This is a genomic window from Pedobacter foliorum, from assembly GCF_013266735.1.
Classification (GTDB): Bacteria; Bacteroidota; Bacteroidia; order Sphingobacteriales; family Sphingobacteriaceae; genus Pedobacter; species Pedobacter foliorum.
Genome location: NZ_JABSNU010000015.1, coordinates 1 through 18,800 on the forward strand (window position 1 = coordinate 1; position 18,800 = coordinate 18,800).

Annotated in this window: 15 protein-coding genes; 11 read left to right on the forward strand and 4 right to left on the reverse strand. The window is 37.5% G+C overall.

The features are described 5' to 3' along the window. Positions 1-648 precede the first annotated feature (648 nt). Positions 649-1,221, forward strand: coding sequence for a hypothetical protein (locus HQN83_RS21500; protein ID WP_173093224.1), 573 nt, complete (start codon positions 649-651; stop codon positions 1,219-1,221). 24 nt (positions 1,222-1,245) lie between these two features. Beyond that, complete coding sequence (locus HQN83_RS21505; protein ID WP_173093226.1) at positions 1,246-1,920, forward strand: hypothetical protein; 675 nt, start codon at positions 1,246-1,248, stop codon at positions 1,918-1,920. 111 nt (positions 1,921-2,031) lie between these two features. On the opposite strand, the gene HQN83_RS25460 is transcribed toward HQN83_RS21505, so the two are convergent. Then, a complete protein-coding gene (locus HQN83_RS25460) occupies positions 2,032-2,823 on the reverse strand; it encodes a response regulator transcription factor (RefSeq protein WP_173093228.1) in 792 nt (263 codons plus the stop codon). Between the two features lie 138 nt (positions 2,824-2,961). Here HQN83_RS25460 and HQN83_RS21515 point away from each other — a divergent pair, with 138 nt between their 5' ends. From HQN83_RS21515 to HQN83_RS21545, 7 genes are all read left to right on the forward strand, one after another. Further along, positions 2,962-4,839, forward strand: a complete 1,878-nt coding sequence (locus HQN83_RS21515) for a sensor histidine kinase (protein ID WP_173093230.1) — start codon at positions 2,962-2,964, stop codon at positions 4,837-4,839. Continuing rightward, complete coding sequence (locus HQN83_RS21520; protein ID WP_173093232.1) at positions 4,826-5,455, forward strand: response regulator; 630 nt, start codon at positions 4,826-4,828, stop codon at positions 5,453-5,455. The genes HQN83_RS21515 and HQN83_RS21520 overlap by 14 nt, the downstream gene beginning before the upstream one ends. 33 nt (positions 5,456-5,488) lie before the next feature. Next, complete coding sequence (locus HQN83_RS21525) at positions 5,489-6,313, forward strand: alpha/beta fold hydrolase (RefSeq protein WP_173093234.1); 825 nt, start codon at positions 5,489-5,491, stop codon at positions 6,311-6,313. Between the two features lie 118 nt (positions 6,314-6,431). After that, positions 6,432-7,382: a hypothetical protein gene (locus tag HQN83_RS21530; protein WP_173093236.1), complete on the forward strand. Its 951-nt coding sequence runs from the start codon at positions 6,432-6,434 to the stop codon at positions 7,380-7,382. Between the two features lie 7 nt (positions 7,383-7,389). Continuing rightward, on the forward strand, positions 7,390-8,484 hold the full coding sequence (locus HQN83_RS21535) for a winged helix DNA-binding domain-containing protein (RefSeq protein WP_173093238.1): 1,095 nt from the start codon (positions 7,390-7,392) through the stop codon (positions 8,482-8,484). A 17-nt stretch (positions 8,485-8,501) separates the two neighbouring features. Beyond that, positions 8,502-9,047 carry a YfiT family bacillithiol transferase gene (locus tag HQN83_RS21540; RefSeq protein WP_173093240.1) on the forward strand — a complete coding sequence of 182 codons (546 nt, stop codon included), beginning with the start codon at positions 8,502-8,504 and terminating at the stop codon, positions 9,045-9,047. Between the two features lie 61 nt (positions 9,048-9,108). Next, the gene (locus HQN83_RS21545; protein WP_173093242.1) at positions 9,109-13,086 is read left to right on the forward strand and encodes a Pls/PosA family non-ribosomal peptide synthetase; all 3,978 of its coding nucleotides are present in this window, start codon (positions 9,109-9,111) and stop codon (positions 13,084-13,086) included. A gap of 3 nt (positions 13,087-13,089) precedes the next feature. On the opposite strand, the gene HQN83_RS21550 is transcribed toward HQN83_RS21545, so the two are convergent. After that, positions 13,090-14,310 (reverse strand): ABC transporter permease, encoded by a 1,221-nt coding sequence (locus HQN83_RS21550; protein ID WP_173093244.1) that lies wholly within the window; start codon positions 14,308-14,310, stop codon positions 13,090-13,092. A gap of 342 nt (positions 14,311-14,652) precedes the next feature. Next, the gene (locus HQN83_RS21555) at positions 14,653-14,940 is read right to left on the reverse strand and encodes a hypothetical protein (protein ID WP_173093246.1); all 288 of its coding nucleotides are present in this window, start codon (positions 14,938-14,940) and stop codon (positions 14,653-14,655) included. Between the two features lie 164 nt (positions 14,941-15,104). Here HQN83_RS21555 and HQN83_RS21560 point away from each other — a divergent pair, with 164 nt between their 5' ends. Further along, positions 15,105-16,379 (forward strand): exo-beta-N-acetylmuramidase NamZ family protein, encoded by a 1,275-nt coding sequence (locus HQN83_RS21560; protein ID WP_173093248.1) that lies wholly within the window; start codon positions 15,105-15,107, stop codon positions 16,377-16,379. Between the two features lie 516 nt (positions 16,380-16,895). Continuing rightward, entirely contained in the window at positions 16,896-17,804 is a 909-nt protein-coding gene (fmt, locus tag HQN83_RS21565) for a methionyl-tRNA formyltransferase (protein ID WP_173093250.1), read from the forward strand. Positions 17,805-17,809: 5 nt separating this feature from the next. Here the strand turns inward: fmt and HQN83_RS21570 are convergent, their stop codons facing one another. Beyond that, complete coding sequence (locus tag HQN83_RS21570; protein WP_173093252.1) at positions 17,810-18,793, reverse strand: 2-hydroxyacid dehydrogenase; 984 nt, start codon at positions 18,791-18,793, stop codon at positions 17,810-17,812. Between the last annotated feature and the right edge of the window lie 7 nt (positions 18,794-18,800).

An 18,800-nucleotide genomic window follows, 5' to 3' on the forward strand; every position in this document is an offset into this window, starting at 1 on the left:
AAAACAGAGGGCTTGCTTTTTCAAAAGACAAAAAAAACACTGTTTTTAGCTTAATTTAAATGATTTAATGGTGTGTTTAGATTTTAACCGGACAACAGTGAAATAAATTCAGGATGACGATCGATTAAGCAAAATTATCATTGTAAGCTACAGTCAGTAAAATCAAAAACAAAAGTAAACACTAATCAGTATTAGCTTTTTTACTGTAAACTAATCTCAGTATAGGACACACTAGAAAACAACTAGAAAATCGCTAAGAAATCACTAGGAAATTATTGGGTTAAACTATGCTTGCCTTATGGTTGGTTTATGGTTGCGTTATGATTGAATTACCCCTAGCATATATCAACCATAACGCAACCATAAACCAAACATAAAGCAACCTAGCTGTTTTGTAATGATTTCTCAGTGATTTCTAAATTATTTTTAGCGACTATCCTATAAAAATCCTCATGTACTTATAGACAAAAAGCGACAGTTTCGTATTAGATACAACAACAACAACCTGTCACTCTGCTGCCTAAAAGAGCATTTCACACTGTTTTCATGAGAATAGCGGTAAAAAATGACAAGAAGTCGCCATTTTTTACCGCTTTACTTAACCATAGTTTTACTAAAACTTTAAACGTAAAACTAAATTATAAACCCATGAAAGCTCTACTACAAAAAAGCCTGTATCTATCAATGATACTGATGCTTAATGCATTTCTTTCAAATGCACAGAATATGACTTCTAATGCGCCATTTGTTAAAGCCGATACTGTTATTAACAATGGCGATGAAAGAGTTAACTACAAGCCAACCCGTTTATATGCGGGTCTACAGTCTCCACTTAGTTTGGGCTTTGATGGGGAATTTAGGATCGTTAAGAACCTCATGAATTTGGGTGTTGGATTCCAGTACCATTTCCCTAAAGAAGATTACATTAAAAATTCGCAATCCGGACTTATTTACCTGAGTCTTTATGCCCCTATAAATAGATTAACAGGCAATTATGAGGCTCAGGATAAGGGCTTATTTGTATTTGCTAATGCTGGTTACGGAGGTAGCAGTGCACAATTTGATGGCTCTTATCTCGGCACAGGTGAGAGTAAAACGGTAACACATTTCGACTTTACCTGGCGTTTGGGCTTAGATTATTTCATATTCAAAGGCTTTGGCCTAACGGTAATTGCACAGGAGTTTAAAACATATCAGGGCGGAATTGTAGCATCGTTCTAACTATAAACTAAAACAGCATAAATCATGAAAAATTTACTAATCGCATTCTGCATCGTCATTTTTGGCTCGCTTGTATCTTGTAAAAAAACCAAAGATATAGACCCAACACCAGAGGAAATTTTAACTAAAAAAATCTCCGATATTCTTCCGCAGAAGTATGTTGACACTTTGACCAAATTAGGTTTAGATATTAACAAAGGCACAACACCTCCAGATATTCAGGGGGCATATATTGCTAAACCTTTTAAATTAAAGGAAAGTAATATTGTGGGTGATGTGCCAGGAATGAGTTTTACAGATGGATATGTTAAATTCTTTGATCAAAGTACTACAGATTTTGGGATAAAACTAGTTGGCAAGCATCTTTTAAACCAGGCCGACACCAGTGTTACAACTGCGATTTCCGGATCAGGAAATAATTTTACGGTGTATGGCAAAGTGAAGTCTACTTACGGTAGCAGCTATGCCTACTTTGCAATTTTATTATCAGGTGTAAAGGAAGGCAACACCATTAAGAATTTAAATATGGGAATTTTAAACATTGATAATCAGCATGGGGGATCAGTGTTTATTGCAGAAGGTCAGGGAAGGGTGGCTTATGATACTGATCTGGTTTCGGAATCAATAAACTTTGATGCGATTGTGGCTAAAGTTCGGGATCAAATGCTATCGCCCGCTTTGCAGAAACCGCATGATTAATTGGGTTTCCACCGTCATCCTGAATTTATTTCAGGACCTCGCACTAGCAAGGTTTCTTTGTTCTTGAGGGGTCCTGAAATAAATTCAGGATGACGGATGGCAAGTTCAGGATTAAATAACCCCACTTTTTATAGCAAAACTAACCAGTGCAATTGCATTGGGCATATGGGTTTTATCCTGCATATTTCTACGATGGTTAATAATAGTATGTTCACTAACAAAGAGTTTATCCGCAATCATTTTACTGCTTAATCCATCAGCCATCCATAATAGCACTTCCCTTTCGCGTTTAGAAAACATCCTGTCCTCTTCATGTAAATAATAGACCTTTTTATAAAAAGCACCTTCTTCAATTTGTCCTTCTTTGTCTATTTTATTTACGGTTTGAACAACAGAGTTATCATAATGGTAATGGTTTATATTTAAAATAACCCCCATACTAACTAAAGGATTACCGGCTTTGTCGGACATGAAGCAGTTGCGTTGCAAAAAGTGATCATAGCCTCCATTGATATTTCGAATACAAAGATTATGAGAAAAAATATAGTTGGAATGCTCCTCTGCAGGAATGCCTTTTAAGATCTCTAATCTGTCGGGGAATATTTGATTGTTAAAAAGGTGCAAATGTTCCTTTTGGTAAATATTTAAAGTATGGTTGAGCCCTTCTTTTAGAAAGCAATCTGGTTTATACCCTGCAAAACAACCCGATACATTGGTATAAAGACAGCTCCTATAATCCAATAAATAGATCATCGGAATACTATGACTAAAACAAGAGTGTACAATGGAATTGGCATTAATAAACCCTTTAAAATCGGTGGGCTCGTATTTTTCACATTCGCGAAACTCGCTCTTAGTTGTCTGCATATAACTAAGCCAGGTGGGTTTGCCTTTAGTTTTCATGGAGTGTATAGTTTAAGATAACCAAATTTCCTAAGCTGCTGACTACCAAACAATACCCACCAGTTTGTATTTTAACCAACAATTAAATACAAACAAATTGGTATATATCTACTCTTTAAAAACACTTAACTTTAATTAATGGCAAAGCTTCGTTTTAGATTGTTTTTAATGATATTCTGGCTATTGTCGGCACAAACAAGCTATGCCCAATTAATATTAGACGAGCAAAATAGTTATGACTTAAACGGCTGGGTGTTTTCGATGATGGAAAATCAGAAAGCATTAACGGTTAATGAAACTATTAAAAATTTTAAAGCGGGTAAGTTTACTGCCACTCCTACCCCCGACAATGAGTTTTATAGGCCATTGGTTAAAAACGTTTACTGGCTTGCAATTCCTATTAAAGCATCCGGTACTAATGTTGAACTGGAAGCTGGGATTGCTAATTCAGGTATTTATCATGTTGAGTATTACCTGGTATCGTTGCCCGATGGCAAGGTTTTAAAAAAGCATATTACGGGTAAGCAATATGGCTTTTTTACGCGATTGATTAAGGACAGGCACTATTACTTTCCTGTTGTATTAAAGGCCGGTGAGCAGGCAACTATTCTTTTTAGGCTAGATAAACGGGGTGATGGTTTAAATGCTCCGGTACGATTGGTAAAAAGATCATTTCGGCAACAGACAGAGTTTTCAGCATACTTTCAGTACGCGTTTTTCTTTGGCTTAATGATGTTTGTTTCCCTTTTTAGTATTGTAAGTTTCCTTTGGAGTAAGGATTATGTTTATCTGTATCATAGCCTATATGTGTTTTGCTGTTGTCTATTCTTTTTAGCAGATGGGGATCTTGACTACGAATGGCTTTACCCCGATTGGCCAGCCTGGGCAAGCATTGCATCAAGTATTTATGCGGTTGGGATTGTGTTTTTTATGATGTTGTTTATGAGCTCCTTTTTGCAATTAAAAACAAGTCACCCAAAGCTTTTTACACTTGCACGGATATGTACGTTGGCTATTGCCTCACTATTTATCCTTATCCCCCTTGGTTATGTTTTTGGTAGAGATATCACTATGAGAGTTGGCATCTATTATTACGGTTTGCTTTGTGTTACGGCTGGCTGGCTGCTTTCTATTTATTGCATTTTCAGGAGGGTAATGGATAAGTTTAAACCGGCATACTTGTATGGTTTTGCAATAATAAGTGTTGTTTTGGCTTCTACGCTTTATATACTTCAATCGTTAAACATTACCATACACAACTTTGTTCCTTTTAACTATTTGCTGGTGGGGTTTGGTGTCGAGATAGTGATCCTTTCTTTTGCATTGATCTACAGTTTTAATTATTATAAAACCAATCATTATGAACTTTCTATTTCGTTAGCAAATGAGCAATTTAATTCGGGACAACGATTATTGCAGAGTCAGCAATCTGAACAGCAACGGATAGCTCGCGATTTGCACGATGAGCTTGGAGGTAATCTTGCCGCTATGAAAATGGCTTTGCAAAGGTTGGATCAGCAAGACGAGAAGGTAGTTTTATTAAATTATCTGGTTGATACGACAAGCAAAAGTGCCAGAAATATAGCGCATAATTTGATGCCCCCTGAATTTGAAAACACTACACTTCCCGAATTGTTGGAAAGGTATTTTTTGCGCCTCAATACTGATGAAAAAACTCATTACAATTTCTATTGTTCCGGAGCTAACAATCATTTCAGTAAACAGCAGGAATTGATGATTTATCGTATTGTTTTGGAGTTGGCCAATAACATTACTAAACATGCAGCCGCAACGGAGGCCGACTTACAATTGATTTATAATGATACCCATCTGGAAATTATAGTTGAGGATGATGGCCATGGTTTTGATCTTGCAAAGTGCAAGGACGGCATTGGCATAAAAAGCATCCGCACTAGAGCAGATTATCTGAATGGGAAAATTAACATTGATACGGGGCCTGAAGGGACAACCATCATAATCCAAATACCTTACATACAGGAAAATGGAAACAACTAAAATAATTATTGCCGATGATCATACTTTGTTCATTAATGGTTTACAATTGCTATTGAGGGAAGAACCTGGTATTGAGGTTATTGCTATAGCCAATAATGGGAAGGAATTGATAAGTTTAATTATCCAGCAACAGCCAGACTTGGTGTTATTGGATATTAACATGCCGCTGATGAATGGTTTAGATGCTGTTCACCAGATTAAACAGACTTTTTCGGCAATAAAAGTAATTATGCTCTCAACTTATCATGAGGATCATCTGATTGAAAGGGCAAAGCAATATGGGGCTAATGGCTACCTACTAAAAAACAGTAATAAAAGTGAATTAATGAAGACCATCTCGCTGGTTATGAGTGGCAAAACTTGTTTCCCTTATCGCCTGCCTAGGGCCGAAAATACTTTTAATAATTCTGACGCCTTTTTAAGGCCTTTTAACCTTACCAAGCGAGAAATTGAAATTGTAGAGCTTATTAAAGATGGGCTTAGTAATCATCAAATGGCCGAAAAGCTATTCTTAAGTATTTTCACGATAGAGACTCATCGAAAAAACGTAATGCAGAAACTGCAGTTAAAAAGTCCCGCAGCATTGATTAAATTTTTAATGAAAGGTGAACCCTGATAAATAGTACTTATCGACCTAATATTTAATGCCATGGAGAAAAAGACAATAACCATAAATAGAATTGAACTCGTGTATTTTGAGGTAAACAGCGATGCCAAAGAAACTATTTTCTTTATTCATGGTAATTCTGTTTCCTCTCTTTCGTGGAAAAAACAACTATCTAGTGACCTATTAAATGCTTACAGGTTGATTGCTATTGATTTACCTGCTCATGGCGATTCGGGAGCTTCCTCTAATGAGGAGCAAGATTATAATCTGGCAAGTTTCGGCTTAATTATGGCCAATGCAATTAAAGAACTTGCAGGTGATAAGCCTTATATACTAGCGGGTATTTCACTTGGGACTAATATTTTGGCCGAAGCACTGGCTTTTGATTTACATCCTGCCGGGATTGTTTTAGGGGGTAGTTGTATCCTTGGAGGGGCTTATACTGTAAATAGCTTTGTAATGCCTAATACCAATGTACATGTGGTATTTTCAGCACAATCCTCTTTAAATGAAGTTAGTCAATATGCATCTCAGGTAATGCTGTCGACAGAAGAAGATGATGTGAATGATTTTATATCGGATTACTACAGGGTCAAGGTTCCTTTAAGATCTACCCTGGCTGATAGCATTGGTAAACAGCAATATAGTGATGAGATTGCGTTGGTTAAGTCTATTCACAAACCTGTTCTGCTTGTTTTTGGTAAAGATGAATTGATTGTTGATCCAGATTATTTGGATGATGCATCGTTAAATTTATGGAAGGGTTTGATTTTTAAATTACCCGGTGCAAGTCATTTGGTTCATATAGATCAGCCGGAAGTTTTTAACTGGCTTCTGGCTGATTATGCAAAGGATATGTTTGGGTAAATTGGGCAATACCATATTTAATTGACTAGCAGAATCTTGTTTTAAAAAAACAACCTTCTATTCAAAAACTATAGTAAATTTGTTAGCAGATTTACCATCTGTTTTAAATTAAAGCCCTATGAAAAAGACCTCTCCTATCCTCATCTTATTGTTGCTGGTTTATTGTGTTAATGCCAATGCACAATTCGGAAAATTAAAAGAAGCATTAAATAACGCTGCAGGTAGTATGCTTAATAACAAACAACTTAAGTTACTTCAGAGTGATCCGATAACTACGAACTTTGACGACTGCAACAAGACTGAAACAATGCCTGTAGATTTTGGTGCAGACTCAGTTAAAAAGAAACTTTGCGATTTAACTTCCAATTATACCTCTGCACTGGGTTTTACTTTAAAACCTGGTTTTTATACCGGAACTTTTAAAAGCTTTTGCTTAAAGGCCGGAACTCATGGCCCTGGTAATGGTGATGGATATTTGTTTGCACCACTTGCTGGCCCGAAAGAAACGATTGCCAGAACACTTATCGCAAACTGGGAACAACACCCTGATATTGATCAACATAAGGTTCAGTTGCTTTTATGGGCAATAATAGCGAAAACTAACTTCAGTAAGCTGTCCCCTGATCTTCAATTGGCAGCTGCCAAATTGCTTAACAAAAACGACTTGTCGGCCTTAAGCAGTAGTATAATGGATTATTTATCAAGCGAAGCAATGCTAAAAATAACGAACAACCTGCCAGAGCCAGCCAAAACCATTGTAGAAATTGAGAACAAGATGAGAGGTTTGCTTTATCAGGCCAATTCATCGTATGATCAGATAGAACAATTGGCTATGCTTGCAGGAAATGCTGTTCCAAATACAGATTTTCCTCGTGGAATATGGGGCTTGCATCCTGATGGTTATTACATAAAATATCTTCCTCATTCTTATACCAGAACTGAAGTGGTAATTTATGTACCTAAAACTATTGCTTCGGTAAATTACCTGCCTGTTGGTATGGTTGCGGTACCTGCAAGCAGAGGTTGTCAGCGTTTAGGGCAGTCTAATTTATTGGTCTGCGAGAACTAGCGCGCCTATGACTGTTTCTGATATTATTAATTACAGGCTCTTTAATCAGCAGATTGCTCAAACCTCATTTAGTACTCCTCAGGAAATTGTAAGCTGCATGGTGGCTATGCAAGCACAGGAATACGCAATGTCTAAATGGGCAATTGGGTTACGTTTAAACGGTGTAACTGATGCCGATGTAGAGAAAGCTTTTAATGATGGTTTAATATTAAGAACTCACCTATTGCGCCCAACATGGCACTTTGTTACTCCCGAAGATATTAGATGGCTGATTGAACTAACTGCGCCAAGGATTCGTAAAGCTATGGCTTATTACGACAGGGAACTTGAGTTGAACAGCACGATTTACAAAAAGTGTAACGACATAATTGGTAAGGCTTTAGCGGGTGGCCATCACCTTACTCGCGTTGCTTTAAATGAGTTGTTGCTACACAATGGAATCAGTTTAAATGGCAGACAAATGGGTCAGGTAATGATGAATGCAGAAATGGATTGTGTGGTTTGTAGTGGTAAGCGCGATGGCAAACAATTTACTTATGCTTTGTTTGATGAAAGGGCTTCTGGTGATACATCAATTGATAAAGATGAAGCCCTTCTATTATTGGCTACTCGGTATTTTACAAGTAGAGGGCCGGCTACACTTAAGGATTTCTCGGTTTGGTCGGGGTTAATAATTACAGATGCAAAAAGGTGTGCTTCTATGTTGGATGCGACTGTATTTACTCAGGAATCATTTGAGGGTAATGAATATTGGCTATCTCGCGAAACATTGGATATGGTAGCTTCTTTTGGTGCTCCCTCTACTAAGAAGACACAAAAGAGCTTTCTAATGCCTGATTACGATGAGTATGGCATGGGATACATTGATCGCACTGCGATATTTAATCCAATAAAGATAACCAACGAATTTAAAAGGAATAATCCGGTGTTCGACAGGATGATTATTGTTGATGGCATTATTGAGGGCACGTGGAAAAGGACTATAAAAGGTAAATCTGTAATTGTTGAGACTTATCCGTTTAGAGAGTTAAGCAAAGCAAAATCAGATGTTGTTAATAAAGCTGTGGACAGATTTGTTAAGTTTACAGGTAATAGTGAATAATATAAAAAAGCGCTAATATGACTACAACTGAATTAGAGAAATTACGCTACCCTATTGGACAATTCAATAAACCTGATCTGATTACCAAAGCCTTATTGGATGGGTATGTTGCCACTATTGCTTCGTTTCCGGAGGCGTTAAGGAAAGAGGTTGCTCATTTAACTGATACACAGCTGGACACTCCTTACCGTTTAGGAGGCTGGACGATTAGACAGGTGGTTCATCATTGTGCAGACAGCCATATGAATAGTCAGATCAGACTTAAATGGGCCTTAACCGAGGATAGCCCGGTTATTAAAGCTTACTATGAAGAAAGATGGGCGGAACTTGCTGACAGCAGGATGATGCCAGTTGAATCTAGTTTAAAGCTATTAGAGGGGCTTCATCAGCGGTGGGTGTTCTTACTAAATTCCCTTACCACAGAAGAATTAGAAAGAGATTTTATACATCCTGAACATGGCAGAAGTATAAAGATCAACGAAAATACAGGTTTGTATGATTGGCATTGCCGTCATCATCTTGCTCATATTACGGAATTGAAAAAAAGGCAGGGTTGGCAGTAAACAAACTACTTTTTACCACTTTTTTTTGGTTATTTAGGTATATCTAAATTTTACAATCTTAATGAGTTTAAAGAGCATTAGTCTAGGGAGTAAGCATGTGGAGTTTCTTAAAGAAGAAACTATTGGAGAGATTTTTAGATCCTCGGTACTAAGCTTTAGTAGTAAAACTGCTATAATTTTTAATGAGCAGTCATTAACTTATAGCCAACTAGACCAGTGGAGTGATTCTATTGCAGCTTATTTACAATCGAAAGGAATTGGCCATGGCCACTGTGTTGGTTTATGGTGGCCAAGGAGTCTTGATTTACATGCAGCCATACTTGGTATTGCAAAGTCTGGAGCCGCCTATGTTCCTTTAGATAGAGAAATGCCTGCCGAAAGGGTTCATATTGTAATGGAGGAGGCTAGTGCTTCGGCTTGTTTTAGTGATTCACTAGAAGAAATCCATTGTCCGGTGTTCTCAATTCCATCATTTAAAGAAGATCAACAACATATTCAATTCCCTATTGTTGCCCTGCCTGACGATATTGCCTATGTACTTTACACTTCGGGTAGTACAGGTAAACCAAAGGGAATTCCAATTAGTCACAGACAAATTTGCCACTTTATCAGATCCGAACAAAGTGTATTGAACATTGTTGCTGATGACATTGTATATCAAGGCTTTTCGGTTTCTTTTGACATGTGGTGCGAAGAAACATGGATTAGCTTTTCTGTAGGTGCTACTCTATGGTCGGCCGATGCTACAACTGCTAAATCTATTGATGAACTAAGTGAGATTCTGAGAAGAGAAAAGATTACCGTGTTTCATGCGGTCCCCAGTCTTTTAGCGGTTATTGATGATGATATTCCTACCATTCGATTAATAAATGCCGGAGGTGAAGCTTGTACCACACAAGTGTTAAACAGGTGGAGCAAGCCCGGATACAATGCTTTTTTTAATAGTTATGGCCCTACTGAAACAACTGTAACGGCTACAATAATTGCATTAAGGCCCGGAGATCCGATAACAATTGGAAATCCATTGCCTAATTATAATCTGGCCGTAGTAAATGATAATTATGAGGTTGTTCCTTTTGGAGAACAGGGTCAGCTTATTATTTCGGGGCCGGGTGTTTGCAATGGCTATTTAAACAGACCCGATCTTACTGCTGAAAAATTTCTGAATAAGCCTGATACGCTAACAGAAATACCTGGCGACAGGATTTATTTAACGGGTGATGCAGTAATAATGCATGCCAATGGCAATGTTGATTTTCGTGGCCGCCTGGATGATCAGGTAAAATTAAGAGGCTATCGCATTGAACTTGGAGAGATTGAGGTAAAATTAAACAGCTTAACACAGGTATCTGCAGCAGCAGTAGCTTTAAAGAAAGATGCAACTGGACAGGATCAACTTGTTGGGTACGTTACACTAAAGCAGGGTGATAGTTTTGATGAGCAATCATCCAGAATGGAGCTTGCCAAAGTACTCCCTCCGTATATGGTTCCACTGGCTATTATGGTGCTGGATAAAATGCCTCGCCTGCCAAGTGGCAAAATAAACAGGAAAGAGCTTCCTGTACCGCAAGTGCTGATGGAGATGAAGGAGGAAGAGCAAATTGAGGTGAACCTAAGTGACCCATTATCTACACGAATAATGGCAGGCTTAAAGCACTTGTTTCCGGGCAGGGAAATTACTGAAGATGCAGATTTCTTTATGGACCTGGGCGGGCATTCGTTGCTTGCGGCTTCTTTTTCATCCTGGTTAAGAAAGGAAGGTGGTATTAAGCAGGCTTCTTTAAAGGATATTTATACAAACAGACCCATTAAAAATCTGATAAAAACATGGGAACTGGCAGAGGAAAAAGCAGAGAAGAATGTCCATAAAGAACGGGCTCCGTTTCGCAAAATCTCTTCAATAAAATACTGGATATGTGGTATTGCACAGGGTTTCTCGTTGCTGGTTATCTATGGATTGTTTGCTGCGCAGATTTTTGTGCCATACCTTGGATATTACTATGAGGTTGCTAAAAGCGATACCGACAAAGGTGATACGATATATGCAATAATTACAGCCCTTATTTTGTTCTGTTTTATTGCGCCTGCATTTTCATTGTTAAGCATTGTTGCCAAGTGGCTTTTGCTTGGTAGAATGAAAGAAGGTGATCATCCTTTATGGGGAGGCTACTATTTTAGGTATTGGGTGGTTCAAAGCATGCAGCGCCTGGTTCCTTTACAGTTTATGAACGGCACACCGTTATATCCTTTTTACCTTAGGTTAATGGGGATGAAAATGGCTCCTGATGCACAAATAAGTTCAATAACTGTTGGCGCAGAAGACCTTTTAGAGGTAGGAAGTGATGTGAGCATCAGTTCGGGTGTTGTTTTAAACAATGTATGGGTTGAGGATGGCTTACTTAAACTGAGAAAGATTAAAATTGAAGATCATGCCTATATCGGTAGTGGTTCTGTAATATCAGGCGGAGCTATTGTTAAAGCATGGGGAGAACTTCAGGACTTGAGTCATTTACAGGGTGGACAAACCATCAACGTTGGCGAGGTTTGGAAAGGAAGTCCGGCTGAACTGGTTGATAAGAAATTGCCTGAAGAATTGCCTCAACCACTAAAAGTTTCGCGGTTAAAGAGCAAGTCGTTTGGCTTACTTTACACTTTTCTTTTGATCATTTTTCCTGTGGTTATTTTAGCACCGCTGATACCGATTATTGAAATATTGAATTATATGGATACAAATTCGCCTGACTATAATTTCAGTTATTTCATCCATATCCCTTTACTTACCCTTCTGTATATTATAATTTATGCGTTGGAAACTATTGTATTGTCAAGACTTTTACTTCGCAATATAAAACCGGGCACTTACCCTGTTCATGGTGCTATCTATGTACGTAAATGGCTTTCTGATCAGCTTATTTCTACATCGCTTATTGTTTTACATCCTTTGTTTGCCTCGGTTTATGTCTCGGCATTTTTTAGACTACTTGGGGCTAAGATTGGCAAAAACACAGAGATTTCGACAGCCAGTAACGTAACCCATACTATGCTTGAGATTGGTGATGAATCTTTTATTGCTGATGCAGTTACGCTGGGCGAGGAAGATGTACGTGGTCAGCAGCTAATTTTAGATACCACACATATTGGCAATAGAAGCTTTGTAGGTAACAGCGCTTTAATCCCTCAGGGTTATCGACTTGGAGATGATATGTTGATAGGTGTTTTATCTACACCACCTACTGCGGATCAAATGAATGATCCTACTGCTGCTAAAGACTGGTTCGGCTCGCCTGCCATTTCTCTTCCAAAAAGACAGGATAGTGGCAATTATCCGGCATCGCTAACTACCAACCCTTCGTTAGGGAGAAAAATTTCCAGGTATATTATTGAAGGAATCCGTATTATATTACCTGAAACGGTGATCATTTGTTGCAGCGTTTTGTTTGTTGCTTATTGTCATGATCTGGTTAAGGATCGCGATCTGGTTCAGATACTTAAAGAAATGCCTAAACTGCCATTCTATTATCTTTTTTATATGGGTGCTCCGGCATTGCTTGTTACTTTGTTGCTTAAATGGGTGACTGTTGGAAAATTCAAAAAAGAGCAAAATCCGATGTGGACACATAAGGTTTGGAGAAGTGAAGCAAATACTACTACTTATGAAGCGCTTGCAGTTCCTTTCTTTCTTGAGTTTATGAAAGGTACTCCTTTTTTACCAATGGTTTTAAGCTTATTCGGCGCTAAATTTGGTAAAAGGGTATGGCTAAACACCACGGATATTACTGAACATGACATGGTTAGTATTGGAGATGATACCGCGCTTAATGAAGATTGCGGGCCTCAGACCCACTTGTTTGAAGATCGTGTAATGAAAGTGGGTTCAGTTAAAATTGGGGCCAGATGTTCAATTGGCGCACGGTCAATTATTCTATATGACAGTGAAATTGGTGATGATGTAAAACTAGAACCGCTTTCAATAGTGATGAAAGGGGAGAAATTGGCCAATGAGACTTCATGGACAGGCAGCCCTATAAAACTAGCTTAGCTTCTACTTAAACCTGATTGCTTTTAACGGACTTATTCTGCTTACCAACAATGATGGCAGAATGAGTACCACAAAACAGATTACAATGGTACAGATGTTTAATATTAACACATCTATAAATTTTATTTCAATTGGTACATACGCCAGGTAATAAGACGTTTGATCTAACTTAAAGATATGGGTGTGGGTTTGCAGAAAAGCTAAACCCAGACCTAAAACATTGCCTAGCACAACACCAATTCCTACCAGGTAGAGCGCATTGTAAAGGAAAATCTTCATAACACTGAAATCGGTCATACCGAAAGTTTTAAGCATACCAATCATATTGGTACGTTCTAGTATCATGATTAGTAAAGCGGTAATCATATTGATTACTCCTACCACCATCATTAGTGCAAGGATAATCTTTGTGTTTACATCTAAAAGGGATAGCCAGGTGAAAATTGCCGGGAAATACTCTTGTACGGATTCGGATTTCAACTTTGTTTCTAACTCTGTATAGATGTTTGTTGAAACAGTTCTAAGCTTTGAGAAGTTTTTAATTCTGATCTCTATCCCTCCTATTTCATTAGGTTTCCAGTTGTTTAAACGACGTATCAGGTTAAGATCGCCAATAACAAAGCCCTTGTCTATCTCTTCAACTCCGATGTTATAAATACCTACTATTTTAAACTTGCGTTTACGTGGAGGATCTTGTACAAAGTGCATGATGAAATCATCGCCAGTTTTTAGCTTTAAACGGTTGGCAGTGAATTGAGAGATCATAATCTGCTGCATGGCTTTAGTGCTATCAGCGAAATTTAGTACTGTACCACTTACCAGGTGTTTGCGTATGTAATCCCAGTTAAAGGTTTTGTCGATACCTTTAAAGTTTATCCCTTCAACTTCATCGTTAGCCGAAATGATGGCTGGTTTTGTGGCATAAGGCTGAAAATATTCGACCTCAGGGTTACTTTTAAGTTTGGCTATGGTTTCTGGTTCGGGAACAAAAGGTGAGAGCTCAAATGAGTTGTTAAGATCGAACTTAAAGATCCTAACGTCACCAATATACCCTCTTACTTTTTCCTGTATCTCGGTTTTAAATCCTTTAATTATTGCAACAGAAAGCATCATTACGGCAAGACTGAGCATTACTCCTGCTATAGCAATACGAACTATTAGTTTTGAGAATGTGCGCTCAGATTTTATGGCTATACGCCCTGCTATGAAATATTCTGTATTCAACCTCTTGCAATAAATTGGTTGTAAAAATGCAATTTTTATTTCATTAATCTACCTGGTGAATAAAACAGTATCCAAATACATAAATTCTTAAAGTGTTAGAAAAAATGAAACCCATCAACACTAGTATCCTGAGGTTCAGGATTATACCTCAAAATCAGAACAACAACTAATAACAATACCACAAAGAATCCCACAGCAAAATACTTATCTGCTTTTGATTCCTTATTGCTACTACCAGCAACGACTTGGAAGATAACGAAAAGTATTTCAAAAATGACACCCATACAGTTGCATCTAATTATTAGCAAGATAACGAAAATAAATTATACCTGACCCAATACTTTAGTGCTGAACATTATAAACCACTATTACAAATAAAACTAAAAACAGGATTAGCAACCCAATAAAAACAAGAGCCTCTCGGAAATTTTTGGCATTTTCAACTTGATCGGGATCATTCTTATTCGGTGAAAAATATACAAATGCTAACCCAAACACACTAAATAGTAAAACAATTAATACCCCACCAATCCCTCCAACACTTCGTTTTTCACCAAGTCTATAGCCTTGATATAACATCACAAGCGAAATGATTATGATAAATACTTCAAATATCCCCATTGTCTTCATTATTTGGTTAGTCTCTAAAATAATAAATTATTTATAAATTCCCCATAGTTTTAGATTGATCAAATAACCTGAAAATGCGCTTAAAATGTTAACTTTATCCATGTAGACTTCTTGTCTCTTTTATCTACAAAACATCACTAAGGCATATTAAAAAAGGTTACCAAATGAAGTCATACGTTATACATATTTTAAGTTCCGCGCTATTAGCTGTTTCTCTTCAGGCCTGTGGATCATCTACCAAAATTGCATTTAATCCTGCTGTGCCAAATCCATACAAGGTAAAGGCCGAAAACATAGATAAACCTAAAACAGAAGAATTACGTACCGGTGCTGAGCAAACAGAATTATATGTACCTTATTTGAAAGGGAAACGCGTAGGGATGGTTGTAAACCCAACCTCTATTATTGGAAAAGAAACAACAGTTGACAGCTTACTTGCGCTTGGTGTAAAGGTAGTAAAGATATTTGGCCCAGAACATGGCTTTAGAGGTAATGCCAGCAATGGTACTAGTGTTAATGATGAAATCGATACAAAAACAGGTATCAAAGTGGTTTCACTATATGGTAAACATTCGGCCCCTACTACTGCGGATTTAGCAGACATTGATGTTATGATATTTGACATCCAGGATGTTGGCGTTCGTTTTTATACTTACATCAATACACTACAACATGTAATGGAAGCCTGTGCCGCTAATAAAAAAGAGGTATTGATTTTGGATAGACCGAATCCTAATGGGTTTTATATAGATGGCCCGATATTGGAACCTCAACACAAATCGGGTATAGGTTTAAAACCTATTCCTGTTGTACATGGGCTAACTGTTGGCGAATACGCACAAATGCTAAACGGTGAGGGTTGGTTGGATAATAAGCTGAAATGCAAAATTAAGGTGATTAAAGTAGCTAATTATACTCACGACACGCCTTATGAGCTTCCCGTAAAACCATCGCCAAACTTAAATACCGCACAATCTATTTTACTATATCCAACTACCTGCTTGTTTGAGGGTACTTATTTAAATCATGGTCGTGGTACTCTATTTCCGTTTACAATTGTTGGTTCTCCTTTTTTAAAGGGCAAGTACAATTTTTCATTTACTCCAAAAAGCATTAAAGGAATGTCTGAATCTCCATTATTTATGAATCAGGTTTGTTATGGTTTAGACCTTAGAGATTATGATGTAGATGAGTTTAGGAAAACCAAACAGATTAACCTGGGATGGATTATTGAATTGTATAAGGCTTCGCCAAATAAGGCAGATTTCTTTAATTCTAAATTGAGTAATCAAATGGGCACCATTGAGAGACTTATTGGAGTTTCTAGTTTCAGAGGTCAAATTATTGCCGGTAAATCTGAAGAAGAAATAAGAGCTAGTTGGGAGCCTGGATTGAGTAATTACAAAACAATGCGCAAAAAGTACTTGTTGTACCCGTAAGTTTAATGGATTACACGCCTTGTCATGTTGAATTATACTCCTCGTCATCCTGAATTCGTCATACCGGCGAAGGCCGGTATCAGGACCACTCAAGAAAAAGGAAGCCTAGCTAGTGCGAGATCCTGAAATAAATTCACTGTTGTCCGGAGAAAGTTTTATAATAAATTTTAACCGGACAGCCGACTTACAAATGGCTGCAATATTTGGCTTCTGAAATATTATTTTCCTGAATATTGCAGCTATAAAGAGTTAAGAATGCTAAAACACGAATTATAATCTAATTTTCTCCGGACAGCCGGATTTAAATAGGAATTTTAAAAATGGGAAAAACAGAGGGCTTGCTTTTTCAAAAGACAAAAAAAACACTGTTTTTAGCTTAATTTAAATGATTTAATGGTGTGTTTAGATTTTAACCGGACAACAGTGAAATAAATTCAGGATGACGAATCTTACCTGTCATTAGTATAAAAATATGCGCTATTTTTTTAGTTATTTTGCCACCTAAAACACTGGGTAATGAGAATAGTTTTTATGGGTACGCCCGATTTTGCAGTTGCTTCTTTAAATGCTTTAGTAGAAGCTGGATTTGATGTTGTTGGTGTTGTAACCGCCGCAGATAAGCCAGCTGGTCGTGGGCAAAAGCTTCAGGAAAGTGCAGTTAAGCAATATGCAGCTTCTAAAGGGCTAAAAGTATTGCAACCCCTAAAACTAAAAGACCCATTGTTTATTGAAGAATTAAAAGCCTTAAATGCCGATCTACAGGTTGTAGTTGCCTTTAGGATGTTGCCTGAAATGGTATGGGATATGCCTGCAAAAGGCACTATTAACCTACATGCATCCTTACTGCCACAATACCGTGGAGCAGCCCCAATAAATCATGCCATCATTAATGGAGAAAAAGAAAGTGGTGTTACTACCTTCTTTTTGAAACATGAAATAGACACAGGTGATGTTATATTCTCTGAAAGTGTAAAGATCTCTGATGATGAAACTGCCGGAGATTTACACGATAAGCTAATGAACGTGGGTGCTGGTTTGCTTGTTAAAACAGTAACTGCAATTGACGAAGGGAATTACACAGAGCAGCCTCAGCCCCAAAGCGACGAACTAAAACACGCACCAAAGATATTTAAAGAGCATTGTTTAATTGACTGGAATCAGTCGGCTCATAAAATATACAACCTGATTCGTGGATTAAGCCCATACCCTACCGCTTTTACTAAACTCAACGACAAAACACTTAAAGTTTTTAAGGCAGAGCTTGAAGAAAAAGAACCAGGTATTTCTCCGGGAAGCTTTTTATCTGACGGTAAAACTTACTTAAAGTTTGCGGCTAAAGATGGCTTTATCAAATTTACCGATCTTCAGTATGAAGGTAAAAAAAGGATGCAGGTTGATGAATTTTTAAGAGGTATGCGTTTGTAAAACCTCTATTTTACCCTATTTACCAATTCTTCTCCGTTCACAAATGCATCTACATTCTTAAATGTAATTTGGGCTATTTCTTCCATTGCTTCTTTAGTAAAAAAGCCTTGATGAGAAGTAATTAACACATTGGGGAAAGAGATGAGTCGGGTAATAAGATCGTCCAGTATAACATTTTCTGAGTGATCATGAAAAAACAAGGCACTTTCCTGTTCATATACATCGAGTCCTAAATACCCAAGTTGCCCGGTTTTTAAAGCTTCAATAACTGCTTTGGTATCAACCAACGCTCCTCTACTTGTATTGATCAGCATTGCTCCTTCTTTAAAAAGCTTAAGCGTTTCTTCGTTGATCAAATGCTTGGTTGTTTCAGTAAGCGGACAATGAAGAGCCACTATATCTGCACCGTTTAGTGTTTCTTGCAGAGTGCCATATTTCACGCCGATTTCCTGAAGTTCTATAGATGGATAAGGATCATAGGCACTAATTAAACAACCAAAGCCTTTTAAGATTTTACAAAATGCTTTACCTATATTTCCTGTACCTATTACAGCTACTTTGTGTCCGTGTAAATTAAAACCCATTAATTTCTCTAAAGAAAAATTACCCTCTCGAACACGATTGTAGGCTTTATGTGTTTTACGATTTAGCGTAAGAATTAATGCCAATGCATGCTCCGCTACTGCCTCTGGCGAATAAGCAGGCACTCTTAACACAGGAATATCCAATTCGTTTGCGGTTTCAATTGCCACATTATTAAAGCCGGCACAACGCAAAACAATCAGTTTTACTCCCCCTTTATGTAAGGTTTTTATAATATCAGAACCAACACGATCATTCACAAAAATACATATTGCATCAAATCCTTCTGCCAGTTTAACTGTTTCCTCAGTTAAAGCAACAGTAAAAAAAGATAACTCGTGACCAGTATTAAATCGGTTTAAAAATTCTTCGTCATATCGGTAAGTGCTGAATACTGCTATCTTCATATCTTTT